This is a genomic window from Roseateles sp. P5_E8 (assembly GCF_054177665.1).
On the sequence record NZ_JBGCUM010000019.1, the window covers coordinates 59,998 to 79,096 of the forward strand.

Below are 19,099 nucleotides of genomic sequence, written 5' to 3' on the forward strand. Positions count from 1 at the left end.
ACCTGAAGCTGAAAGAAGGCTTCAGCGCTTGGGCGTCGTCAGCGGCGTCGACTTGGGCAGCTCGTTCAGCGGCGGCATGGAGCCCGGCGTCGCGCCGGCCCAGAGTTTGCGCAGCCGTGCCAGCTCGGCGTCGAAGCGGGCGTTGATGCGCACGATCTCGGCCTTCTGGTTCTCGATGAGCTGCTGCTGCGCCTCGACACCGGCGTCGTTGGCGTCCAGCGACTGCTTGAGCTTGCCCGGCAACGGCCGGCCCTTGTAGAACTCGGCCTCGTCGACCAGCGGCTTGCGCTCTTGCCCGAGGTCCTTGATGCGACGCTCGGAGATGCGCATGGCCTTGTTGGCGTCGTCCAGCGCTGTGTTGCGGGCGCGCTGGTGGGCCGCCTCGGTCGGGTAGCGCTGCATCAGCGTGCGGTCGCGGCGGATGGCGTCGAGCTGGGCGAGACGGTCGGCGGCGGCGCGGCGGTCGGCCGCGTCCTTGATGGCGCGCTCTTCAGGGCTGAGGAAGGGCGGCAGCGTCGTGCGCTGCGAGCCGTCGGCGTTCAGCACGCGCTGCTCGCGCGACGTGCATTCGGGGATGGGGCGGTCGCTGGTCAGCTTGCGGCCATCGGCCGTCGTGCAGGTGTAGATGCCCTTGCCCGCCGCCGCGTCCTGGGCCTGGGCGGACAAGGCGGACAGCAGGGCCGCGGCAGCGACGGTCAGCGTGCGCATCAGACCCCGTAACGCTCGCGGTAGGCTAGCACGGCCGGGCGGTGGGCGGCGACTTCTGGGGCGCCGTCGAGGTAGGCCAGCAGGTCGGCGAGGCCGGCGATGGCGACGACCGGCAGGCCGTAGCGCTGTTGCACCTGCTGCACGGCAGATAGCGGGCTGTCGACGCCGCCCTCGGCCGCCTTCTCCTGGCGGTCCAGCGCGATGGCCACGCCGCAAGGCTTGGCACCTGCAGCTTCGATCATCTGGATGGACTCGCGCACCGAGGTGCCGGCGGAGATGACGTCGTCGATGATGAGCACGCGACCCTGGACCGGCGCGCCGACCAGGGTGCCGCCTTCACCGTGGTCCTTGGCTTCCTTGCGGTTGTAGGCGAATGGCACGTTATGGCCGCGCCGCGCCAGCTCCATGGAGACGGCCGCCGCGAGCGTGATGCCCTTGTAGGCCGGGCCGAAGATCATGTCGAAGGCAAGACCCGACGCGATCAGGCGCTCGGCGTAGAAGCCGGCCAGGCGGCCCAGCTTGGCGCCGTCGTCGAACAGGCCGGCGTTGAAGAAGTAGGGGCTGAGCCGGCCGGCCTTGGTCTTGAACTCACCGAAGCGCAACACGCCGGCCTGGACGGCAAAGGCGACAAAGGACTGGGCGAGTGGGTCGGCAACGGCGCTTGACATGTGCCAAAGATTCTATGGGTCAAAAAAAGAGGCCTGACCCCTAGAACGGGCCAGGCCTGTGCACGTTTACACCGGAGCTGAATTCAGCGGAATCATTTGGGTCCCGCTAAGAACCCGCTGAATCAGGTGAGGACAGAGCAGTCCATGAGTACATGGCCAGGTCTGTCCCGCACCAACCCGCTTGATCAGTTGGGGACGGAGCTGCCCGTGAGTACACAGGCAGGTCCATCCCTCAATGACTAGAAACTCGCCTTGAACTGCACCCCGTAGCTGCGCGGTTCGTTGACGATGCCGGTCAGGTTGTCGAAGTCGATGGCGGCGACGATCTGGCGGTGGTTGGTGATGTTGCGTGAGAACGCGGCCACCTCGTACTTGCCGTTGTCCCAGCCGTAGCCGACGCGCAGGCCGCCTTCCAGTGCCGACTTGGCGCGGTATTCGACGGCTTCGTACAGGAACATGTTGTATTTGTCCTTGTAGGCCCAGTCGGTCAGCACGCTCAACTCGCCGTTGCCGAGCTGGGTGCTGTACTTCAGCGTCCAGTTCCAGACGACCTTGGGCGCGCGCGGCAGCGGGTTGCCGTTGGCGCTGACGGTGCCGTTCGGGCCCGCCGGGTCGGTCACCGTGCAGCCGGTGTTGGCTTGCAGGAACTGGAAATTGGCGTTGCCGCAGGGCGAGACGAACAGGTTGGCGTCCTTGATCTTGGTGTCGTTGTAGGAGAAGCCCAGCGTCGTGCGCCAGTCGCGCGCAATGATGGCCTGGGCGTCGAGCTCGAAGCCCTGGCCCTCGGCCTTGGCGGCGTTGAGCAGGCGGTTCTGGTTGATGCTGCCGCTGCCGGCGGTCAGCTGCATGTCCTTGACGCGGTACTTGAACACCGTGCCGGTGACGCGGGCCGTGTTGTCCAGCAGGTCGGCCTTGAAGCCGGCCTCGACGGACAGCACCTTCTCGGAATTGGCCACCGAGATCGGCGAGGTGCCGGCGGGCACGGCGGAGGCGTCGAAGAACAGCACACGGCCCTGGATGGACGGCGCGCGGTAGCCAGTGGCCACGCGGGCGAACAGGCTGGTGGCCTTGTCCAGGCTGTAGTTGGCGCCCAGGTCCCAGCTCCAGTTCGTCGCCTTGGGGTGGGTGGTCACCACCGCGATGTTGGGCAGCGTGGGGTGCGAGGTGCGCGAGGCGTCGAAGTCCTTCTTGTCGTTGGTGTAGCGCAGGCCGGCGGTGAGCTTGAGGGCAGGCGTGATGGCGAACTTCACGTTGCCGAAGGCGGCCCAGGACTTGGCGTTCTGGTGCTGTACGGCATAGCCGTTCTGCGGGTCGCCGGCGGCGAAGGTGTCGAAGTTGAAGCTGTCCACCTGCAGCTTCTCGTTGAAGTAATACAGGCCCGCGATCCACTGCGTCGGGTCGTTGGTGTTGGACTGCAGGCGGAACTCCTGCGTCGTCTGGCGCAGCGTGGGGATGCCGTCGGCGGTCTGGGCGTCGAACGGGATCAGCGCCGGCTGGCCGGGGTAGCTGGGGCCGTCGGTGATGCTGCAGAAGCGGCAGCCGAAGCCGCCATCCACGTCGCCGCGGCTGTAGAACTTGGCGCGGTCGTGGGCGGTGATGGAGTAGAGCGACACGCCATCGAAGTCCCAGCGCAGGCGGGCGCTGACCTCGCTGGACTTCAGCGTTTGCGAGTTGTAGCCGTCGGTGGGGTAGAAGCTGTCGTCATAGCCGTCGACGAGGTCGTTGGTGCCGCGCTTGGAGATGTTGGCGCGGAAGGTCGTGGCTGTGCCCTTGAAGTCACGCGCCTGAACCTTGAAAAGACCCTCGAAGTTGCCGCTCTTGTAGAGGGCCTGCACGCGCAGCGCCTTGTCGTTGTAGCCCTCCAGGTCGGCGGTGGCGCCGGCCGTCGCGGCGATGGGGTTGTGCACGCGGTCGCTCTGGCGCTGCACGAGGCCGGCCACGCGCAGCTGCAGGTCGCTGCTGACCGGCACGTTGACGGCGGTCTCCAGGTTGACGGAATTCCAGCGGCCGAAGCCGATGTTGGCGTAGCCCTCGAAGCGCTTGCCCGGCTTGACCGAGTCGAACTTCATGACGCCGGCCGGTGAATTGCGACCAAACAGCGTGCCCTGCGGGCCGCGCAGCAGTTCGACCTGTTCCATGTCGAACACCGGGAAGCCCTTGAGCGCAATGCTTTCCTGCACGACATCGTCATAGACCAGGCCCACCGGCTGGGACGCGTTCATGTCGAAGTCGGTATTGCCGAAGCCGCGCACATAGAAGCGCGGGAAGGTGCGGCCGTAATCGGATTCGATGTTCAGGCTGGGCACCTTGCCAGATAAGGCGCGGATGTCCTGGCCGCTGGCGTTGTAGGTGTCCAGCTCCTCGGACTTGATGGCCGAGATGGACAGCGAGACGTCCTTCAGGTCCTCGGCGCGCCGGCTGCCGGTGACGATGACGGCCTGGAGCTGGTTCACGTCCTTCTTGGCCTCGGGCTCGGCGGCGGTCTGCGCGACGGCGGCCTGCATCGGAAAGGCCACGCCCAACGCTAGAGCGAGCAGCGTCGGCGAAATGCGGTGATACGGCATGAGAAATCCTCGGGTTTGGCGGGTAGACGAGCGGGAAGGGCAGGACGGGCACTTGTGATGCCTCTGATTGCTACGAAATAGTAAAGATCACATGACCGTTTCGTGATGACGGCGCGCGGCGCTGTTGTGCGTTTGCTGCACTGCGATACTGAAGAAACACAGCTCCCGGCCGATCTCCTCCATGCGCTTCATCACCGCTAATCTCAACGGCGTCCGCTCCGCCGCCAGCAAGGGATTTTTCGAGTGGCTCGACCGCCAGCAGGCGGACGCTGTCGGGGTGCAGGAGCTCAAGGCGCAGGCCGATGTCGTGGAGGCGAAATTCCGCAGTTGCGACCGGCTCGAAGGCCACTTCCATTACGCCGAGAAGAAGGGCTATTCCGGCGTCGGCCTGTACACGAAAGAGGAGCCGAGCGACGTCATCACCGGCTTAGGGATTGCGGAATTCGACGGTGAGGGCCGCTGGGTCGAGAAGCGTTTCGACAAGCCCGGCCGCAAGCTCAGCCTCATCAGCGTCTACTTCCCCAGCGGCACCAGCGGGGAAGAGCGCCAGCAGGTCAAGTACCGCTTCCTGGCCGCGATGTACCCGCATCTGATGGCGCTGAAGGCCGAGCGCGAGTTCATCCTGGTCGCCGACGTGAACATCGCGCACAAGGAAATCGACCTGAAGAACTGGCGCGGCAACCAGAAGAACAGCGGTTTCCTGCCCGAGGAGCGCGCCTGGCTGACGCGGCTGTTCGACCTGACGCAAGGCGGCGGCCTGGTCGACGTCTTCCGCACGCTGAACGACCGTGCCGAGCAGTACACCTGGTGGAGCAACCGTGGCGCGGCGCGCGCCAACAACGTGGGGTGGCGGCTGGACTACCACCTGGCCACGCCCGGCATCGCCGCGCTGGCGAAGACCGAGGCCATCTACACCGGTCAGCTCTTCAGCGACCACGCGCCGCTGACCATCGACTACGACTTCACGCTCTGATGCGCCCGTGAGGCGTCGCCTCCCGCGAATGAGGCCGTGGCCAGGTGAGCGCTGGCCCTTTCGTATTACTGAAGGTTAGAAACCACACGCTCCTGTGAGTAGGGCGTAACGAGTCATTTCGGGGGTGGGGAAGGTCCTACAGGGGCTTGGGCGACGGGCCGACGTCCGGCGCAGGGTCGGGAACTTAGAGTGGATTTCAGCCGGTGGAGATGCCGGTCCCGCTTTTTTAAGGAGTTCCAAATGTCCACCATCAAGACTCTCACCACTTCCCTGACCGCCGTTGCTCTGGTGACCGGCATCAGCTTCGCCTGGGCACAGACTGAAGAGCAGTCGCCTCAGGCCAGCACGACGACGGCTGCAGGCACCCCGCTCAGCGAGCAAACGCCAGCGGACCCGAATGCGGTGCAGCTGACCGACAACTCTGCCGCGATGCCGCAGGAAAGCGCGGCCACCAATCCGCCGCCGGTTGACAACGCACAGTCCAGCGATGCCAACTCCCAAGCGACGCCGGCCACGCAGGCGCCCCTGAACAACACGGCGACCACGAGCAGCACCGTCGACAACAGCACGTCGATCACGCCGTCGACTGACACCAGCACCAGCCAAGAGCCGGCCCCCCGCTCCGACCGCAACTGAGTCGGTTTTCAGGCCGAGCGTTTCCGTCACTGACCATGCGTTTCGGATCGCCCCCCGAGGATGACGCCGCCGCCGCAAAGCGGCGCGACATCCTCGTCGGCCTGGGCCAGGGCGCGGCGGTTGCCGCTGTCGTTCTGGCCCTTCTCTATGCCTTTTCTGGCTCCCGCGTCCAGCGGGGGGGCGCACCGGCGCCCACATCGCATCCGGCCGTCGTCGCGGCATCGCCTGCCGCCGCGCCCGCGCTTCCTGCTGTTGAGCGCCGACTCGACTTCGGCGCCGTCAAGGCGCCCGCCGACGTCACACAGGTCGCAGCGTGGGCAGTCCGCGAGGCCGACAACGGCACCCGCGCCTTCGCCATCGTCGACAAGCGCCGTGCCCAGGTCTATGTCTTCGCCGCCCGCGGCCACCTGATCGGCACCAGCCCCGTGCTGCTGGGCTACGCGGCGGGCGACCAGACCGTGGCCGGCATCGGCAACAAGGCGATTGCGGACGTCAAACCCCACGAGCGCACCACGCCGGCGGGACGATTCCAGTCAGAGCCCGGCCGCAATTCGCTGGGCCACGACGTGGTGTGGGTCGACTACGACGCCGCCGTCTCCATGCACCGCGTGCGCGCCACCAACCCCAAGGAGCGCCGGCTGGAGCGCCTGGCCACGCCGACGGCGGCCGACAACCGCATCAGCTGGGGCTGCATCAACGTGCCGGTGGCTTTCTTCGACGAGACCGTCTGGCCGCAAATCGGCCAGGGCCGGGGCATCGTCTACGTGCTGCCTGAGCGGCAGACGCTCACCGCCTTCTTCCCGGCTGCCGCCGCAGCGCCGCAAGTTCTGGCGCAAGCGTCTACAGGAAAAAGTAACAACGCAAAACCGTGAAGTCCTCGGCTGTGCGCCGAGCGTCTGCTTTTTTAGACTGCCTGTCGGGCTGGTGCGAGGTCGCGCTACCCAAGTACAGCGGGGCAGCGAGTGGGCAGCAGTTGGGCAAGCCGGATCAGGGCCGGCATCACGGGCGTTGTTACAACTTTGGGCGTCATTTCAATGGTGCCTGCGGCGGCTGAGGTCGCCGCCCGGCCCGTGGCGCATGACGCGCAGGATGGCCGGCCCTTCGCCATCGTTGACAAGCGTCGGGCGATGCTGTCGGTTTACGCCGCCGATGGCCGCCTCATCGGTCACACCGCCGCACTGCTGGGCCTGACGCCCGGCGACACCGAACCGGCCAGCGCACGCGGCAAGGCGCCCAGCGCCCTCCAATCGCATGAGCGAGTCACGCCGGCGGGCCGCTTCGAGGCGGTGCCGGGCCGCAACCTGAGCGGCGAGCGCGTGGTCTGGTTCAACTACGACACCAACCTCGCCATCCACCGCCTGCGCCCGGTGTCAGCCGCCCAGCGCCGCGAGGAGCGCCTGGCGTCGGGCAACGCGCAGGACCACCGCATCACGCTCGGCTGCGTCGTCGTCGACCCGGCCTTCTTCGACGAGGTCGTGCTGCCGACGCTGGGCAAGGGCCCCAGCCTCGTCTACATCCTGCCCGAGCGCGACCCGCTGATGGTCGCCAGCGGCGGCAACGCGCGCGCGGCAGCGCCCTAAGGCGGCTCCCCAGGGCAATCCCGAGGGTCGGCCGGCTCGGAAACTGCGTCCCAGGGCAGGACAATTCCCGTCCTGTGCTGCGGGTTATCGCCCGCTTCGACCGCCCTATCGGGTCCACCTGGAACGAACGACGTGACTCACACCCCCACCGCAGCCCATCCCGCCGCGACCCCGCCCGCCATCCTCGGGCAGCCCAACCAGCTCTTCGTCCTGTTCTTCACGGAGATGTGGGAGCGCTTCTCCTACTACGGCATGCGGGCGCTGCTCGTGCTGTTCCTGGTGACCGAAGCCAGCAAGGGCGGCTGGGGCTGGACCCGCGCCGAGGCGACCAACCTCTACGGCTGGTACACCGGCCTTGTCTACCTGACACCCATCCTGGGCGGCTACATCGCCGACCGCCTGCTGGGCACGCGGCGCTCGGTGCTGCTGGGCGGCTTCATCATCGCCGCCGGCCACGTGGCGCTGTTCATGGACACGGTGACCAGCTTCTACATCGGCCTGGGTCTGGTGGTCATCGGCACGGGCCTGTTCAAGCCCAACATCTCGGCCATCGTCGGCCAGCTCTACGGCAAGGACAACGAAGGCGCGCGTGACGGCGGCTACACGCTGTTCTACATGGGCGTCAACGCGGGCGCCTTCTTCGGCATCTCGCTGTGCGGCTACATCGGCGAGAAGGTGTCCTGGAACCTCGGCTTCGGCCTGGCCGGCTTCTTCATGATCCTGGGCGCCATCCAGTTCTGGCTCAGCCAAGGCCTGTTCGGCGCCGTCGGCGAAAAGATAGACGCCGCCGCCAGGGTGGTGCGCGAAGCTGCGGACACCACGCCCAAGCACATCGTGGCCGACCGCCTGAAGGCGATCTTCGTGTTCTCCTTCTTCACGATCTTCTTCTGGTTCGCCTTCGAGCAGGCCGGCGGGTCCATGACCATCTTCGCGGCCGACTACACCGACCGCACGCTGGTGGGTACCAGCGGCTTCGTCTTCAAGCTCGTCAACACCGCGATGACGCTGGTGCCGGCGGCCATCCTGTCGTGGCTGCTGTTCAAGCTCTACCGCTCGACCGGCGGCCAGTACGCGCTGGCCAATCTGTCGCTGGCGGTCGCGTTCGCCGTCATCTGGGGCCTGTGCCTGTGGATGCTCGGCCGCGAGTTCGCGATGGAGCAGAGCGAGGTGCCCGCCACCTGGTTCGGCGTGCTGAACAGCTTCTTCATCGTCGTGCTGGCGCCGATGTTCTCCAAGCTGTGGGAGGACAAGTGGAACCCGTCGGGCCCGGTCAAGTTCGGCGTCGGCCTGGTGCTGCTGGGCCTGGGCTTCGCCGTGCTGTCCTATGGCTCGGCTGGCATCCCGCAGGGCGCCAAGACGGCCCAGGTCAGCATGATGTTCCTGACGCTGGCCTACCTCTTCCACACCATGGGCGAGCTGTGCCTGTCGCCGGTCGGCCTGAGCTACATCTCCAAGCTGGCACCCGCGCGCCTGCTGGGCCTGATGTTCGGCGTCTGGTTCCTGAACTCGGCCATCGCCAACAAGATCGCCGGCTCCACGGGTTCCTACATCGACCAGATCTCCACGACCTACTCGATGTCCGTGTTCTTCCTGATCTTCACCATCATCCCCATCGCCGCTGGCCTCGTGCTGATGGCGATGACGCCGCTGATGAAGAAGTGGATGCATGGCGTCCACTGACGGCATCCGCCGCCCGGCAAGCCGCCTTCGGGCGGCTTTTTCGTTTTTGTTCACAGTTCAGCGCTGGTGACAAGTTATGTCAGCAGACTGGAAGGGTTTCCAGTTGGGGGGAGTCAGGCTTAGTTTGATCTGGCTACAGTCGCGCGCTTGCACTCGGAGCCCCCCATGAAAAAGTCCAGCCTGGCGCTGCCCTTGACCTCTCTCCTTGCCGTTCTGCTCGCCGCCTGCGGCCAGAAGCAGGACGGTGCCGGCGGCCCCGGCGGCCATGGCGGCCCGCCGCCAGTGTCGGTGGCGCCGGCCACGCAGCGCGAGGTGCAGGAGTTCGACGAGTTCACCGCCCGCCTGGAGGCGCCCGACACCGTTGATGTGCGTGCCCGTGTCGCCGGTGTCGTCGACGCGGTGCGCTTCAAGGAAGGCCAGCTGGTGCGCAAGGGGGACCCGCTGTTCACCATCGACTCGCGGGCCTTCCGCGCCGAAGTGGCGCGCGCCGAGGCGCAGATCGCCGCGCTGAAGACCCAGGCCGACCTGGCACGCACCGATCTGGCGCGCTCCGAGAAGCTGGTCAGCGTCAACGCGGTCAGCCAGCAGGAGATCGACCAGCTGCGCTCATCGCTGCGCAGCGCCGAGGCCAACCAGAAGGGTGCTGAAGCCGCTCTCGTGCAGGCAAGACTCAATGTGGAATACGCCAACGTGACGGCGCCCGTCAGCGGCCGCACCTCGCGCGCCAACGTGACGCCAGGCAACCTCGTCGGCCAGGGCGACGCGGTGCTGACGACCATCGTCTCCAGCGACAAGGTCTACGCCTACTTCGACGCCAGCGAGGCGACCTATCTCAAGTACATGCGCTCGGCCAAGCCGGTCTCGACCGTGGTGCAGCTGGGCCTGTCCAACGAGCAGGGCTTCCCGCACACCGGCAAGCTGGACTTCGTCGACAACCGGCTGAACCCGGCCACGGCGTCCATCCGCGCCCGCGCGGTGTTCGACAACAAGGGGGGTCAATTCACGCCCGGCCTGTATGCCCGCGTCAAGCTGGGCGGCAGCGGCAGCTACACCGGCGTCGTCGTGCCCGACCGCGCCATCACGACCGACCAGACGCACAAGATCATCCTCATCGTCGGCCCCAACAACATCGTCCAGCCCCGCCCCGTGAACCCGGGTGCCCTGGTCGACGGCATGCGTGTCGTCGACGGCGTCAAGCCGGGCGAACTGGTCATCGTCGACGGTCTGCTGCGCGCCTTCCCCGGCGCACCGGTCACGCCGCAGGTGCTCAAGGTCGACGACAAGGGCATGCCGATCCCGGCTGCCGCTCCGGGCGCCGCGCCTGCCGCTGCCCCGGCCTCCGCCGCCTCCAAGTAAACCAAGGCGGCCGCTGTCATGGACATCTCACGCTTCTTCATCGACAGGCCGCGCTTCGCGACGGTGCTGTCCCTCTTCATCTTCCTGCTCGGTGCGCTGGCAATCCCGCTGCTGCCGGTCTCGGAGTACCCCGAGGTCGCGCCGCCGCAGGTCGTCGTGCGCGCCCAGTACCCCGGCGCCAACCCGCGCGTCATCGCCGAGACGGTGGCCACGCCGCTCGAGGAGCAGATCAACGGCCTCGAGAACGTGCTCTATTTCGAGAGCCAGGCCACCGGCGACGGCGGCATGACGCTGACCGTCACGTTCAAGATCGGCACGCACCCGGAAGCCGCCGAGACGGCGGTGCAGAACCGCATCAACCGCGCGCTGCCGCGCCTGCCCGACATCGTCCGCACCATCGGCGTGACGACCGAGAAGGCCGCGTCCAACCTGACCATGGTGGTCCACCTGGTCAGCCCGGACAACTCGCGCGACGCGCTCTACCTGCGCAACTACGGCACGCTCAACGTGCGTGACGACCTGCTGCGCGTGCCCGGCATGGGCTCGGTGCTGTCCTTCGGCGCCGGCGACTACGCCATGCGCATCTGGCTGGACCCGCAGAAGCTGGCCGGCCGCAACCTGACCGCCGCCGACGTCGTCGGCGCCATCCGCGAGCAGAACACGCAGGTCGCGGCCGGCGTCGTCGGCGCGTCGCCGGCGCCCAAGGGCACGGACTTCCAGCTCTCCATCAATGCCCAGGGCCGCCTGGCCAGCGAGGAAGAGTTCGGCAACATCATCATCCGCAGCGAACCCAAGACGGGCGCCATGGTGCGGGTGAAGGACGTGGGCCGCGTCGAGATCAGCGCCAACACCTATGCGCTGCGCAGCCTGCTGAACAACAAGGAAGCCGCCGCCATCGCCATCTTCCAGGCGCCGGGCTCCAACGCGCTGGCCATCTCGGACAACGTGCGCGCGACGATGGAGAAGCTCAAGCCCAGCTTCCCCGCCGGGGTGGACTACGCCATCGTCTACGACCCGACGCGCTTCGTGCAGACCTCCATCGAGAAGGTCGTGCACACGCTGTTCGAGGCCGTCGGCCTGGTCGTGCTGGTCGTCATCATCTTCTTGCAGACCTGGCGTGCCTCCATCATTCCGCTGGTGGCCGTGCCGGTGTCCATCATCGGCACCTTCGCCGTGCTGCTGCTGCTGGGCTTCTCCATCAACACGCTGACGCTGTTCGGTCTCGTGCTGGCCATCGGCATCGTCGTGGACGATGCCATCGTCGTGGTCGAGAACGTCGAGCGCAACATCCAGGACGGTCTCACGCCGCATGCGGCCACCGTCAAGGCGATGCAGGAGGTCTCGGGCCCCATCATCGCCATCGCGCTGGTGCTGTGCGCGGTGTTCATCCCCCTGACGCTGGTGCCGGGCCTGTCGGGCCAGTTCTACAAGCAGTTCGCCGTCACCATCGCCATCTCGACGGTGATCTCGGCCTTCAACTCGCTGACGCTCTCGCCGGCGCTCGCCGCCATCCTGCTGCGCCCGCATGACGCGCCCAAGGACGCGCTGACGCGCGGCATGGACAAGGTCTTCGGCCGCTTCTTCCACTGGTTCAACCGCGTCTTCCATCGCCGCTCGGATGACTACGGCCGCGGTATCACCGGCATCCTCAAGCGCAAGTCCGCTGCCCTCGTCGTCTACGCCATCCTGCTGGGTCTGACCGCGCTGCTGTTCTCGCGCATCCCCAGCGGCTTCGTGCCCGCGCCGGACAAGCAGTACCTGATCGGCGTCGCGCAGCTGCCCGCCGGCTCCAGCCTGGACCGCACCGAGGAAGTCATCCGCCAGATGAGCGCCATCGCGCTCAAGGTACCCGGCATCGTCGACTCGGTGGCCTTCCCCGGCCTGTCGGTCGCGGGCTTCTCGGCCTCGCCCAACGAGGGCATCGTCTTCTTCGGCCTGGAAGGCTTCGACGCCCGCACCTCGCGCGAGAAGAGCAAGGAGGCCATCCTCGGCCAGGTCAACGGCGCCATCCAGCAGATCCAGGGCGCGCGCATGTTCGTCGTGCCGCCGCCGCCCGTGGACGGTCTGGGCATCGCCGGCGGCTTCAAGATCCAGGTGCAGGACCGCAGCAGCCAGGGCGAACAGGCCTTGTACGGTGCGACCTGGGGCTCGCTGGGCCAGATCTACGGCAACCCCAACACGACCATCGGCACGCCGTATTCCAACTACGACATCAACGTGCCGCAGTTGTTCGCCAACGTCGACCGCACCAAGGCCAAGCAGATGGGCGTGCCGCTGGGCTCCATCTACGACACGCTGCAGATCAACCTCGGCTCGCTCTACGTCAACGACTTCACCAGGTTCGGCAAGACGTACCAGGTCATCGTGCAGGCCGACGCGCCCTTCCGTGCCAAGGCCGAGGACGTCGTGCAGCTCAAGACCCGCAACGGTACGGGCGAGATGGTGCCGCTGGGCTCGCTGATGACCGTCGAGCCGACCTTCGGCCCGACCCGCGTGACGCGCTACAACGGCTTCCCGTCGGCGGACATCAACGGCGCGCCCAAGCCCGGCTTCTCGTCGGGCCAGGCTGAGGCCGAGATCGAGCGCATCCTGAAGACGCTGCCGCGCGGCTTCGGCTACGAGTTCACCGACCTGAGCTACCAGGACCGCCTGACCCGCAACGTCAAGGTGCCGGTGCTTAACATCGAGGTGCCCACGCTGGCGGCGGTGCTGKCGTTCTCGGTGCTGCTCGTCGTGCTCGTGCTGGCCGCGCAGTACGAGAGCTGGAGTCTGCCGCTGGCCATCATCCTGATCGTGCCGATGTGCATCCTGTCAGCGCTGTTCGGCGTGTGGCTGTCGCACTTCCCGCCATTCGGGCAGAGCGGTGACTTGAACATCTTCACGCAGGTGGCGCTGGTCGTGCTCGTCGGCCTGGCGTGCAAGAACGCCATCCTGATCGTCGAGTTCGCCAAGGAGCTGGAAGAGCGCGGCAAGTCGGTCACCGACGCCGTCATCGAGGCCTGCCGCCTGCGGCTGCGCCCCATCCTGATGACGTCCATCGCCTTCTGCGCCGGCGTCATCCCGCTCATCCTCGGCAGCGGTGCTGGCAGCGAGATGCGCCGTGCGATGGGCATCGCGGTGTTCGCCGGCATGCTGGGCGTGACGCTGTTCGGCATCTTCCTGACGCCGGTCTTCTACAGCCTGCTGCGCAAGGGCACCGAGAAGCGCCGTGCCCGCGCCGCCGCGCTGCGCGCCCAGGTCGAGGCCTCGGCCCATGCCTTCCATCCAGGCATCGACGATGAACCCACGAACACGAAGGGCCACTGACATGAAAGCCCGCCTCACCCTCCTTGCTGCGGCCGCCATGCTTGCCGGCTGCGCTGCTCCGGGCACGTTCCAAGGCCCGGCCGACCTGCCGCCCGTGCAGTTCACCCAGCTGCCACCCTCCGCCAGCGGCGCCGCGCAGATGACTGCGGCCTTCGTCGACAGCGCTGAGCTCCAGCGCGTCGTCGACGGCGTGCTGGCCCACAACCGCGACCTGCGCGCCGCCGCCGCGCGGCTCAAGCAAGCCGAGGCGCTGGCCGACGCCGCCGGCGCGCGCCGCCTGCCTTCGGCCGGCGTCGGCGCCAGCGCCAGCCGCCAGCGCGCCGCCAACGACCAGGGCCAGTACAGCACCTTCAACAGCTACGGCGTCAACGCGAATGCCGGCTGGGAGATCGACCTGTGGGGCCGCGCCGCCGCCACCGCTCAGGCAGCCGGTTATGACGCGCAGAGCGCTGCGCTCGACCGTGACGCCGCCCAGCTCAGCCTGGCCGGCACCGCGCTGAACCTGCAGACCCAGCTGATCGGCTTGGGCCACCGGCTCAAGCTCGCCAAGGAAACGGTGACGGTGCAGAACCAGCTGCTGGACCTCGTGAAGGCCCGCGTCGGCGCCGGCCGCAACACGGCGCTGGACCAGGCCCGCGCCGAGGCGCTGGTGGCGCAGACGTCGGCCAGCGTCCCGGCGCTGCGCAACGCCGCCTGCCTCGTGCGCCTGCAACTGGGCGTGCTGCTCGGCCAGCCGCCGGCCGACTGCGAGAAAGCCGACAGCGACCCGTTGCCCGCCATGCCAGAGCCCCGCCTCATCAGCCTCGGCACGCTGCCCGACACGGCAGGGCTGCTTGCTGCACGACCCGACGTGAAGGCTGCCGCGCTGCGCGCGCAGGCCGCCGCGTCACGCGCCCAGGTCGCCTGGGCCGCGCGCTGGCCCAGCATCGGCCTGAGTGGTTCCATCGGCTGGAGCACCGGCCGCGCGGAAGACCTGTTCAAGAGCGCCACCCGCGTGGGCAGTGTCGCCGCCGCGTTGAACTGGAACTTCCTCGACTTCGGCGCCCGCGCCGCCGAGGAACGCGCCGCCCGCGCCGGCTTCGACGCTGCCGTGGCCGGCGCCGAGCAGGCCCAGTTGGTGGCGCTGCAGGACGCCCAGGGCAGCCTGTCGACGCTGCGCGAGACCGAACTGCAGGCCGTGTCGCAAGCCGCCGCCGCCGAGGCTACGCTGCGCGCGCGCGACCTGGCCTTGAAGCGCTACGAAGCCGGCGTGGCCGACTTCTACTCGCTGCTCAACGCCGAGCAGGAGCGCCTGGCCGCGCAGGACGCGCTCATCCAGGTGCAGACCGGCCGCGCCACCGCGCTGCTGGCGGTGCACAAGGCCTTTGCGGCCAGGCTGACGGCACAACCCTGACCGCTGGCGGAGCCGCCTCCCGGCGGCTCCTATTCCACTGCCTCAGGCGGCCGAGGCCACCACCGGCGCCTTGCGTGCGCGCAGCTTGCGCCACAGCAGAAAGGCACCAACGACGAACAGCACGACGCCCACCCACAGCATCAGCTGCGAGTCGTCGGTCGCGTCCGCCATGCGCATCACCTTCGGGTCGCTGGGCAGATAGCGCAGCTTGACGATGGGCGCGCCCTGGCCGTCCTTGAGCGCCTGGCCCAGCGCCTTGGGCAGCGAGACCTCGCCGCGCACCTCGGTGCCGTCCTCGGCCTTGAACACCACATGGCCCTTGAAGCCGCGCTCCGAGCCGCTCTTCTTGCGCCACTCCACGCTCTCCACGGCGGCCAGCGTCTCGCGGCCTTCAGCCTGCAGAAGCTTGAAATCGCGCGCGTCCTTCACGCTGCCCAGCACGAGCACGGGTCCGGCCGCCAGCAACAGCAGTATCAACAGCCAGGACTTCAGGTTCTGCCACATCGCTTTTCTCTCCCTTGTCGTCGGCCCGTGGGCGGCCCGGGCGTCGTTCGTCAAGAGGCATGCCGCCCCTGCGGGGCGCGATTGTTGGCGTGAAACTCGTTGTCCCGGCCTATGGTCAACCCGCCATCAGCTGGCCGACACGATGCGCGCCGCCAGTGCCATGACGCTGCGGCGGTGGGCGTCGGCCAGCGCGTCGGCCTGGTGGGTGCAGGCCACGTCCAGCACGGTGCTGCCCGCTGCTGGCAACGTGGTGCCGGCCGGCGCATGCAGCGGTGCCCAGCGCCAGCGGGCGCGCAGCGTCAGCTTCAGGCCCGCGCCGTCGGCACGCGCCAGCCACTCGTCCACCTGCACGATCAGGCGCAGCGACTCGGCGCCGTCGCTGGCCGGTGCGCCCGCGCCCAGCGCCACCGGGTAGGGCTGGCGCAGCCGCCACAAGTCCTCGGCCAGCACGCGCGGCAGCGCCTCGCGCAGCGGCTCGGCCCAGCGTGCCTCGGGCCAGGGGCGCAGCCCGGCACTGCCTTCGGCGACGAGGATCTCGTCGCGGTCCAGCAGCTCGGGCAAGGCGATCTGCGGGCTCAGCACCCAGGCACGGCCGTCCTTGCCGGGCTTGGCGTCGGCGGGCAGCGGCGGCGTGCCGGTCAGCGCGTACAGGCGGCGCGGTGGCGTGTCGCGCGTGGCGCATCCGGTCAGGGCCGTGGCGGCCAGCATGAGCATCACGTCGCGACGCTGCAGGGACATGTCGTTCGGCTTCATCGTGCGGGCTCCCCGGCAGGCGCCGGATCGGGTTTGCGGCCGCGCAGCAGCGCCTCGGGCTGCGCTTCCAGCGACGCGGCCAGCTGGCGCAGCGCGCGCGCCGCCTGCGACAGGTCGCGCATCGTGCGCTCGGTCTGTTGCAGCAGCGGGCCGTCGCCGTCGGCGGCCTGGCGCAGCTGGCTGCTGGCGCGCTGCAGCTCGGCCAGCGTCTTCTGCAGGTCGGGCACGAGCGGGCCGTTCGGGTCCAGCAGTGCGCTGGCCTTGTCGGCGCCGGTACCGAGCTTGTCGGCGGCGCTGGAGACCTTGTCGCCCGCGCGGTCCACGCTGGCCATGGCGCGCTCGGCGCCGCGCGTCAGCGGGGCGGCGCGCTTTTCAAGCTGGGCGGCCAGCTTGCGGGCATGGCCGGCGGTGGCGGCAAAGTCCTTCATGCCCTGCTTCAGCTCGGGCGCTGCGATCAGCGTGCGCGCGGAGTTGGCGATCTGGCTCAGGTCGTCCAGGATCTTGCGCAGGTCCACGCTTTCGAGCTGGTCCTTCAGCGCCTGGAAGGCGGTCGCGCTGGTCGGGATCTCGGTCGCGTCGCCCTGGTAGCCACCGTGCAGCACGCCGGGCGTCTTGGTGCGGAAGTCCAGGTCCACGTAGAGCTGGCCGGTCAGCAGGCTCTGCGTGCCGAGCTGCGCGGTCAGGCCGCGCTTGATCAGCGTCGGCAGCGCGTGGGCGATGTCCTCGTTGCCCATGCGCCCGTCCAGGCCGCGCACGGCGTCGGCGTTCAGCTCGGCGATGACGGGAATGGCGAAGCGGTCGGTCTGGCTGTCGTAGTGCACGGTGATGTCGGTCACGTCGCCGACGCGCACACCGCGAAAGACGACCGGCGCGCCCTTCTGCAGCCCGAATACCGAGCCCGAGAAGTACATGACGACGCGCTCCGGCCGCTTGAACCAATGCTGGCCGGGCAGCACGACCAGGGCCAGCACCAGCACGGCCAGGCCGCCGATGACGAAGGCGCCGATGGCCAGCGGGCTGGCGCGTCTGCGGCTCATGCGGCCTCCCGTTCGGTATCGGCCGCGCCACGCGTCAGGAACTCGCGCACCGGCGCGGGCCCGTGGTCGCGCAGCTCGGCGGGCGGGCCGAGTGCCGTCGCGGTATGCGCTTCCACGTCGAGAAACAGCACGCGGTCGGCCACCGCGAACAGGCTGTCCAGCTCATGCGTGACCAGCACGATGGCCGTGCCGAGGTCGCCCTTCAGCCGCTTGATGAGATCGTCTAGCCGCGCCGACGTCAGCGGGTCCAGCCCGGCCGAGGGCTCGTCCAGGCAGAGCAGCGGCGGGTCCAGCATCAGCGCCCGGGCGATGGCCGCGCGCTTGCGCATGCCGCCCGAGAGCGCCGACGGTTCAGCGTCGAAGGTGGCGGCGTCGGGCAGGCCGGCCAGTGCCAGCTTGAAGCGCGCCTGCTGCTCACGTTGCGCGGCATCCAGTTCCGTGTAGAGCTCCAGCGGCAAGGTGAGGTTCTCGCCCACGGTCATGCTGCTCCACAGCGCGCCGGCCTGGAAGGCGACGCCGATCTCGCGGCGCGGCGGGTCGTCGCCATGCACGTCGCGTTCCTGGCCACCGGCCACCCAGGTCACGCGGCCCTTCTGCGGCGTCTGCAGGCCGATCATGTGGCGCAGCAGCGTGCTCTTGCCGCAGCCGCTGGCGCCGACGATGGCCAGCACCTCGCCGGCCCGCACCTCGAAGTTCAGGCCCTGCTGCAGCTCGCGGCCGCCGGCATGCAGGCTCAGGTCTTCCACGCGCATCAGCACCTCGTTCTTGTCGTCGGCCATCACACGCCCAGGCGTTGAAAGATGACGGTCAGCAGCGAGGCCGCCACCACCATCCAGACGATGGCCTGCACGACCGCCGCCGTCGTCGCCTCGCCCACGGCCTGGGCGCTGCGGCCTGCGTTCAGGCCCTGCCGGCAGCCGGCCAGTGCGACGAGCACCGCATAGACGCTGCCCTTGAGCAGGCCCACGAACAGGTCCCAGCCGGCCAGTGCCTCGCGCGTCGTCGTCAGATAGGCCATGGCCGGCACGTCATACAGAAACACCGCCACGGCGCCGCCCACCGCCAGGCCGGCCACGCCGGCGCACAGCGTCAGCAGCGGGCCGGTGACGAGCAGGGCCAGCATGCGCGGCAGCACCAGGTGCTCCACCGGGTCCACGCCCAGCGTCGTCAGCGCGTCGATCTCCTCGCCGGCGCGCATGCTGCCGATCTGCGCCGCAAACGCCGCGCCCACCCGCCCCGCCAGCACGATGCCGACCACCAGCGCCGCGATCTCGCGCACCACGCCGATGGTCACCAGGTTGGCGATGAAGCTCTGCGCGCCAAAGCGCTGCAGCTGCTCCGCGCCCATATAGGCCACGATCAACCCGACCAGCGTGCTCACCAGCAGCACGATGGGCAGGCTGCGCGGGCCCGTCTGCTCGATCTGCCATAACCAGTCGCTCATGCGCATGGCGCTGCGCCCGCGCAGCAGGCGACCTACCGCCGCCAGCATTTCGCCGACGAACACCAGCGTCTTGCGCCACTCGGGTTCGGGCTCCGCCTCGTCGACTGCGGCCGGCTTCTTCGCTGCCTTCTCGGGCTGGGGCAGGCTCAAGGCCAGCAGCGGCTGCAGGGCACGCGGCAGGCCGGCCAGGTCCAGCGCCACGCCACCGCGCGCCAGCGGCGCAAGTGCTTGCCACAGCGCGGCCGCAAAGGCCGGTGGCCAGTGCGACAGCGCCGAGCTGTCGAAGCTGAGCTGCGTGCCTTCTTCCACCCGCAGTTCAGGCGGCGGCTTGGACAGTTCGGACTCGCCGGCCCAGTCACCGGACAGCACCAGGCGCCATTGCTGCCCTTCACCCTCCCAGCGCGCGTTGCCCACGGCTTCGCGGCGGCCGCTGTTATCGGCATCGCCGGTCGGCATCGGGGGGGCGGCAAGGGTTTGGGCCATCAGGGCACATGCTC

15 protein-coding genes and 2 pseudogenes are annotated in these 19,099 nt (G+C 68.6%); 9 read left to right on the forward strand and 8 right to left on the reverse strand.

The window, feature by feature from the left end; genetic code table 11:
* Positions 1-21 precede the first annotated feature (21 nt).
* From ACXRVZ_RS13575 to ACXRVZ_RS13585, 3 genes are all read right to left on the reverse strand, one after another.
* Positions 22-708: a hypothetical protein gene (locus ACXRVZ_RS13575; RefSeq protein WP_457420042.1), complete on the reverse strand. Its 687-nt coding sequence runs from the start codon at positions 706-708 to the stop codon at positions 22-24.
* The gene (gene pyrE, locus ACXRVZ_RS13580; protein ID WP_457420044.1) at positions 708-1,376 is read right to left on the reverse strand and encodes an orotate phosphoribosyltransferase; all 669 of its coding nucleotides are present in this window, start codon (positions 1,374-1,376) and stop codon (positions 708-710) included. The genes ACXRVZ_RS13575 and pyrE overlap by 1 nt, the downstream gene beginning before the upstream one ends.
* Positions 1,377-1,615: 239 nt before the next feature.
* The gene (locus ACXRVZ_RS13585) at positions 1,616-3,940 is read right to left on the reverse strand and encodes a TonB-dependent receptor (protein ID WP_457420046.1); all 2,325 of its coding nucleotides are present in this window, start codon (positions 3,938-3,940) and stop codon (positions 1,616-1,618) included.
* 181 nt (positions 3,941-4,121) lie between these two features.
* Between ACXRVZ_RS13585 and ACXRVZ_RS13590 the strand changes: the two genes are divergently transcribed.
* The 8 genes from ACXRVZ_RS13590 (at position 4,122) to ACXRVZ_RS13625 (ending at position 14,864) form a co-directional block, all read left to right on the forward strand.
* Complete coding sequence (locus ACXRVZ_RS13590; protein WP_457420048.1) at positions 4,122-4,913, forward strand: exodeoxyribonuclease III; 792 nt, start codon at positions 4,122-4,124, stop codon at positions 4,911-4,913.
* A gap of 240 nt (positions 4,914-5,153) precedes the next feature.
* The gene (locus tag ACXRVZ_RS13595; protein ID WP_457420050.1) at positions 5,154-5,549 is read left to right on the forward strand and encodes a hypothetical protein; all 396 of its coding nucleotides are present in this window, start codon (positions 5,154-5,156) and stop codon (positions 5,547-5,549) included.
* Positions 5,550-5,584: 35 nt separating this feature from the next.
* A complete protein-coding gene (locus ACXRVZ_RS13600; protein ID WP_457420052.1) occupies positions 5,585-6,421 on the forward strand; it encodes a hypothetical protein in 837 nt (278 codons plus the stop codon).
* Between the two features lie 162 nt (positions 6,422-6,583).
* Positions 6,584-7,129, forward strand: coding sequence for a L,D-transpeptidase (locus ACXRVZ_RS13605; RefSeq protein WP_457420054.1), 546 nt, complete (start codon positions 6,584-6,586; stop codon positions 7,127-7,129).
* A 132-nt stretch (positions 7,130-7,261) separates the two neighbouring features.
* Entirely contained in the window at positions 7,262-8,809 is a 1,548-nt protein-coding gene (locus ACXRVZ_RS13610) for a peptide MFS transporter (protein WP_457420056.1), read from the forward strand.
* Between the two features lie 165 nt (positions 8,810-8,974).
* Entirely contained in the window at positions 8,975-10,165 is a 1,191-nt protein-coding gene (locus tag ACXRVZ_RS13615; RefSeq protein ID WP_457420058.1) for an efflux RND transporter periplasmic adaptor subunit, read from the forward strand.
* Positions 10,166-10,183: 18 nt separating this feature from the next.
* Positions 10,184-13,471 carry an efflux RND transporter permease subunit gene (locus tag ACXRVZ_RS13620; protein ID WP_458232477.1) on the forward strand — a complete coding sequence of 1,096 codons (3,288 nt, stop codon included), beginning with the start codon at positions 10,184-10,186 and terminating at the stop codon, positions 13,469-13,471.
* A gap of 1 nt (position 13,472) precedes the next feature.
* A complete protein-coding gene (locus ACXRVZ_RS13625; protein ID WP_457420062.1) occupies positions 13,473-14,864 on the forward strand; it encodes an efflux transporter outer membrane subunit in 1,392 nt (463 codons plus the stop codon).
* Positions 14,865-14,906: 42 nt separating this feature from the next.
* On the opposite strand, the gene ACXRVZ_RS13630 is transcribed toward ACXRVZ_RS13625, so the two are convergent.
* Together ACXRVZ_RS13630 and ACXRVZ_RS13635 are read right to left on the reverse strand one after the other, a co-directional pair.
* Complete coding sequence (locus ACXRVZ_RS13630; protein WP_457420064.1) at positions 14,907-15,368, reverse strand: hypothetical protein; 462 nt, start codon at positions 15,366-15,368, stop codon at positions 14,907-14,909.
* 126 nt (positions 15,369-15,494) lie between these two features.
* Positions 15,495-16,121: a PqiC family protein gene (locus ACXRVZ_RS13635; protein ID WP_457420066.1), complete on the reverse strand. Its 627-nt coding sequence runs from the start codon at positions 16,119-16,121 to the stop codon at positions 15,495-15,497.
* Between the two features lie 398 nt (positions 16,122-16,519).
* Here ACXRVZ_RS13635 and ACXRVZ_RS13640 point away from each other — a divergent pair.
* Positions 16,520-16,816, forward strand: a pseudogene (locus tag ACXRVZ_RS13640) (TOBE domain-containing protein); the annotation flags it as partial.
* Here the strand turns inward: ACXRVZ_RS13640 and ACXRVZ_RS13645 are convergent.
* The 3 genes and pseudogenes from ACXRVZ_RS13645 to ACXRVZ_RS13655 all read right to left on the reverse strand — a co-directional run.
* Positions 16,754-17,158 (reverse strand): annotated as a pseudogene (locus ACXRVZ_RS13645) (MlaD family protein); the annotation flags it as partial. The pseudogenes ACXRVZ_RS13640 and ACXRVZ_RS13645 sit on opposite strands and share 63 nt — an antisense overlap.
* The gene (locus ACXRVZ_RS13650) at positions 17,155-17,937 is read right to left on the reverse strand and encodes an ABC transporter ATP-binding protein (protein ID WP_457420068.1); all 783 of its coding nucleotides are present in this window, start codon (positions 17,935-17,937) and stop codon (positions 17,155-17,157) included. The pseudogene ACXRVZ_RS13645 and the gene ACXRVZ_RS13650, both read right to left, overlap by 4 nt.
* Positions 17,937-19,085 carry an MlaE family ABC transporter permease gene (locus ACXRVZ_RS13655; protein WP_457420069.1) on the reverse strand — a complete coding sequence of 383 codons (1,149 nt, stop codon included), beginning with the start codon at positions 19,083-19,085 and terminating at the stop codon, positions 17,937-17,939. Before ACXRVZ_RS13655 ends, ACXRVZ_RS13650 begins: the two co-directional genes overlap by 1 nt.
* Between the last annotated feature and the right edge of the window lie 14 nt (positions 19,086-19,099).

Excerpts from the sequence above, each read along its gene's own strand:
- ACXRVZ_RS13575 (WP_457420042.1), bottom strand. The coding sequence starts at position 708 with ATGCGCACGCTGACCGTCGCTGCCGCGGCCCTGCTGTCCGCCTTGTCC.
- pyrE (WP_457420044.1), bottom strand. The coding sequence starts at position 1,376 with ATGTCAAGCGCCGTTGCCGACCCACTCGCCCAGTCCTTTGTCGCCTTT.
- ACXRVZ_RS13585 (WP_457420046.1), bottom strand. The coding sequence starts at position 3,940 with ATGCCGTATCACCGCATTTCGCCGACGCTGCTCGCTCTAGCGTTGGGC.
- ACXRVZ_RS13590 (WP_457420048.1), top strand. The coding sequence starts at position 4,122 with ATGCGCTTCATCACCGCTAATCTCAACGGCGTCCGCTCCGCCGCCAGC.
- ACXRVZ_RS13595 (WP_457420050.1), top strand. The coding sequence starts at position 5,154 with ATGTCCACCATCAAGACTCTCACCACTTCCCTGACCGCCGTTGCTCTG.
- ACXRVZ_RS13600 (WP_457420052.1), top strand. The coding sequence starts at position 5,585 with ATGCGTTTCGGATCGCCCCCCGAGGATGACGCCGCCGCCGCAAAGCGG.
- ACXRVZ_RS13605 (WP_457420054.1), top strand. The coding sequence starts at position 6,584 with ATGGTGCCTGCGGCGGCTGAGGTCGCCGCCCGGCCCGTGGCGCATGAC.
- ACXRVZ_RS13615 (WP_457420058.1), top strand. The coding sequence starts at position 8,975 with ATGAAAAAGTCCAGCCTGGCGCTGCCCTTGACCTCTCTCCTTGCCGTT.
- ACXRVZ_RS13625 (WP_457420062.1), top strand. The coding sequence starts at position 13,473 with ATGAAAGCCCGCCTCACCCTCCTTGCTGCGGCCGCCATGCTTGCCGGC.
- ACXRVZ_RS13630 (WP_457420064.1), bottom strand. The coding sequence starts at position 15,368 with ATGTGGCAGAACCTGAAGTCCTGGCTGTTGATACTGCTGTTGCTGGCG.
- ACXRVZ_RS13635 (WP_457420066.1), bottom strand. The coding sequence starts at position 16,121 with ATGAAGCCGAACGACATGTCCCTGCAGCGTCGCGACGTGATGCTCATG.
- ACXRVZ_RS13650 (WP_457420068.1), bottom strand. The coding sequence starts at position 17,937 with ATGGCCGACGACAAGAACGAGGTGCTGATGCGCGTGGAAGACCTGAGC.
- ACXRVZ_RS13655 (WP_457420069.1), bottom strand. The coding sequence starts at position 19,085 with ATGGCCCAAACCCTTGCCGCCCCCCCGATGCCGACCGGCGATGCCGAT.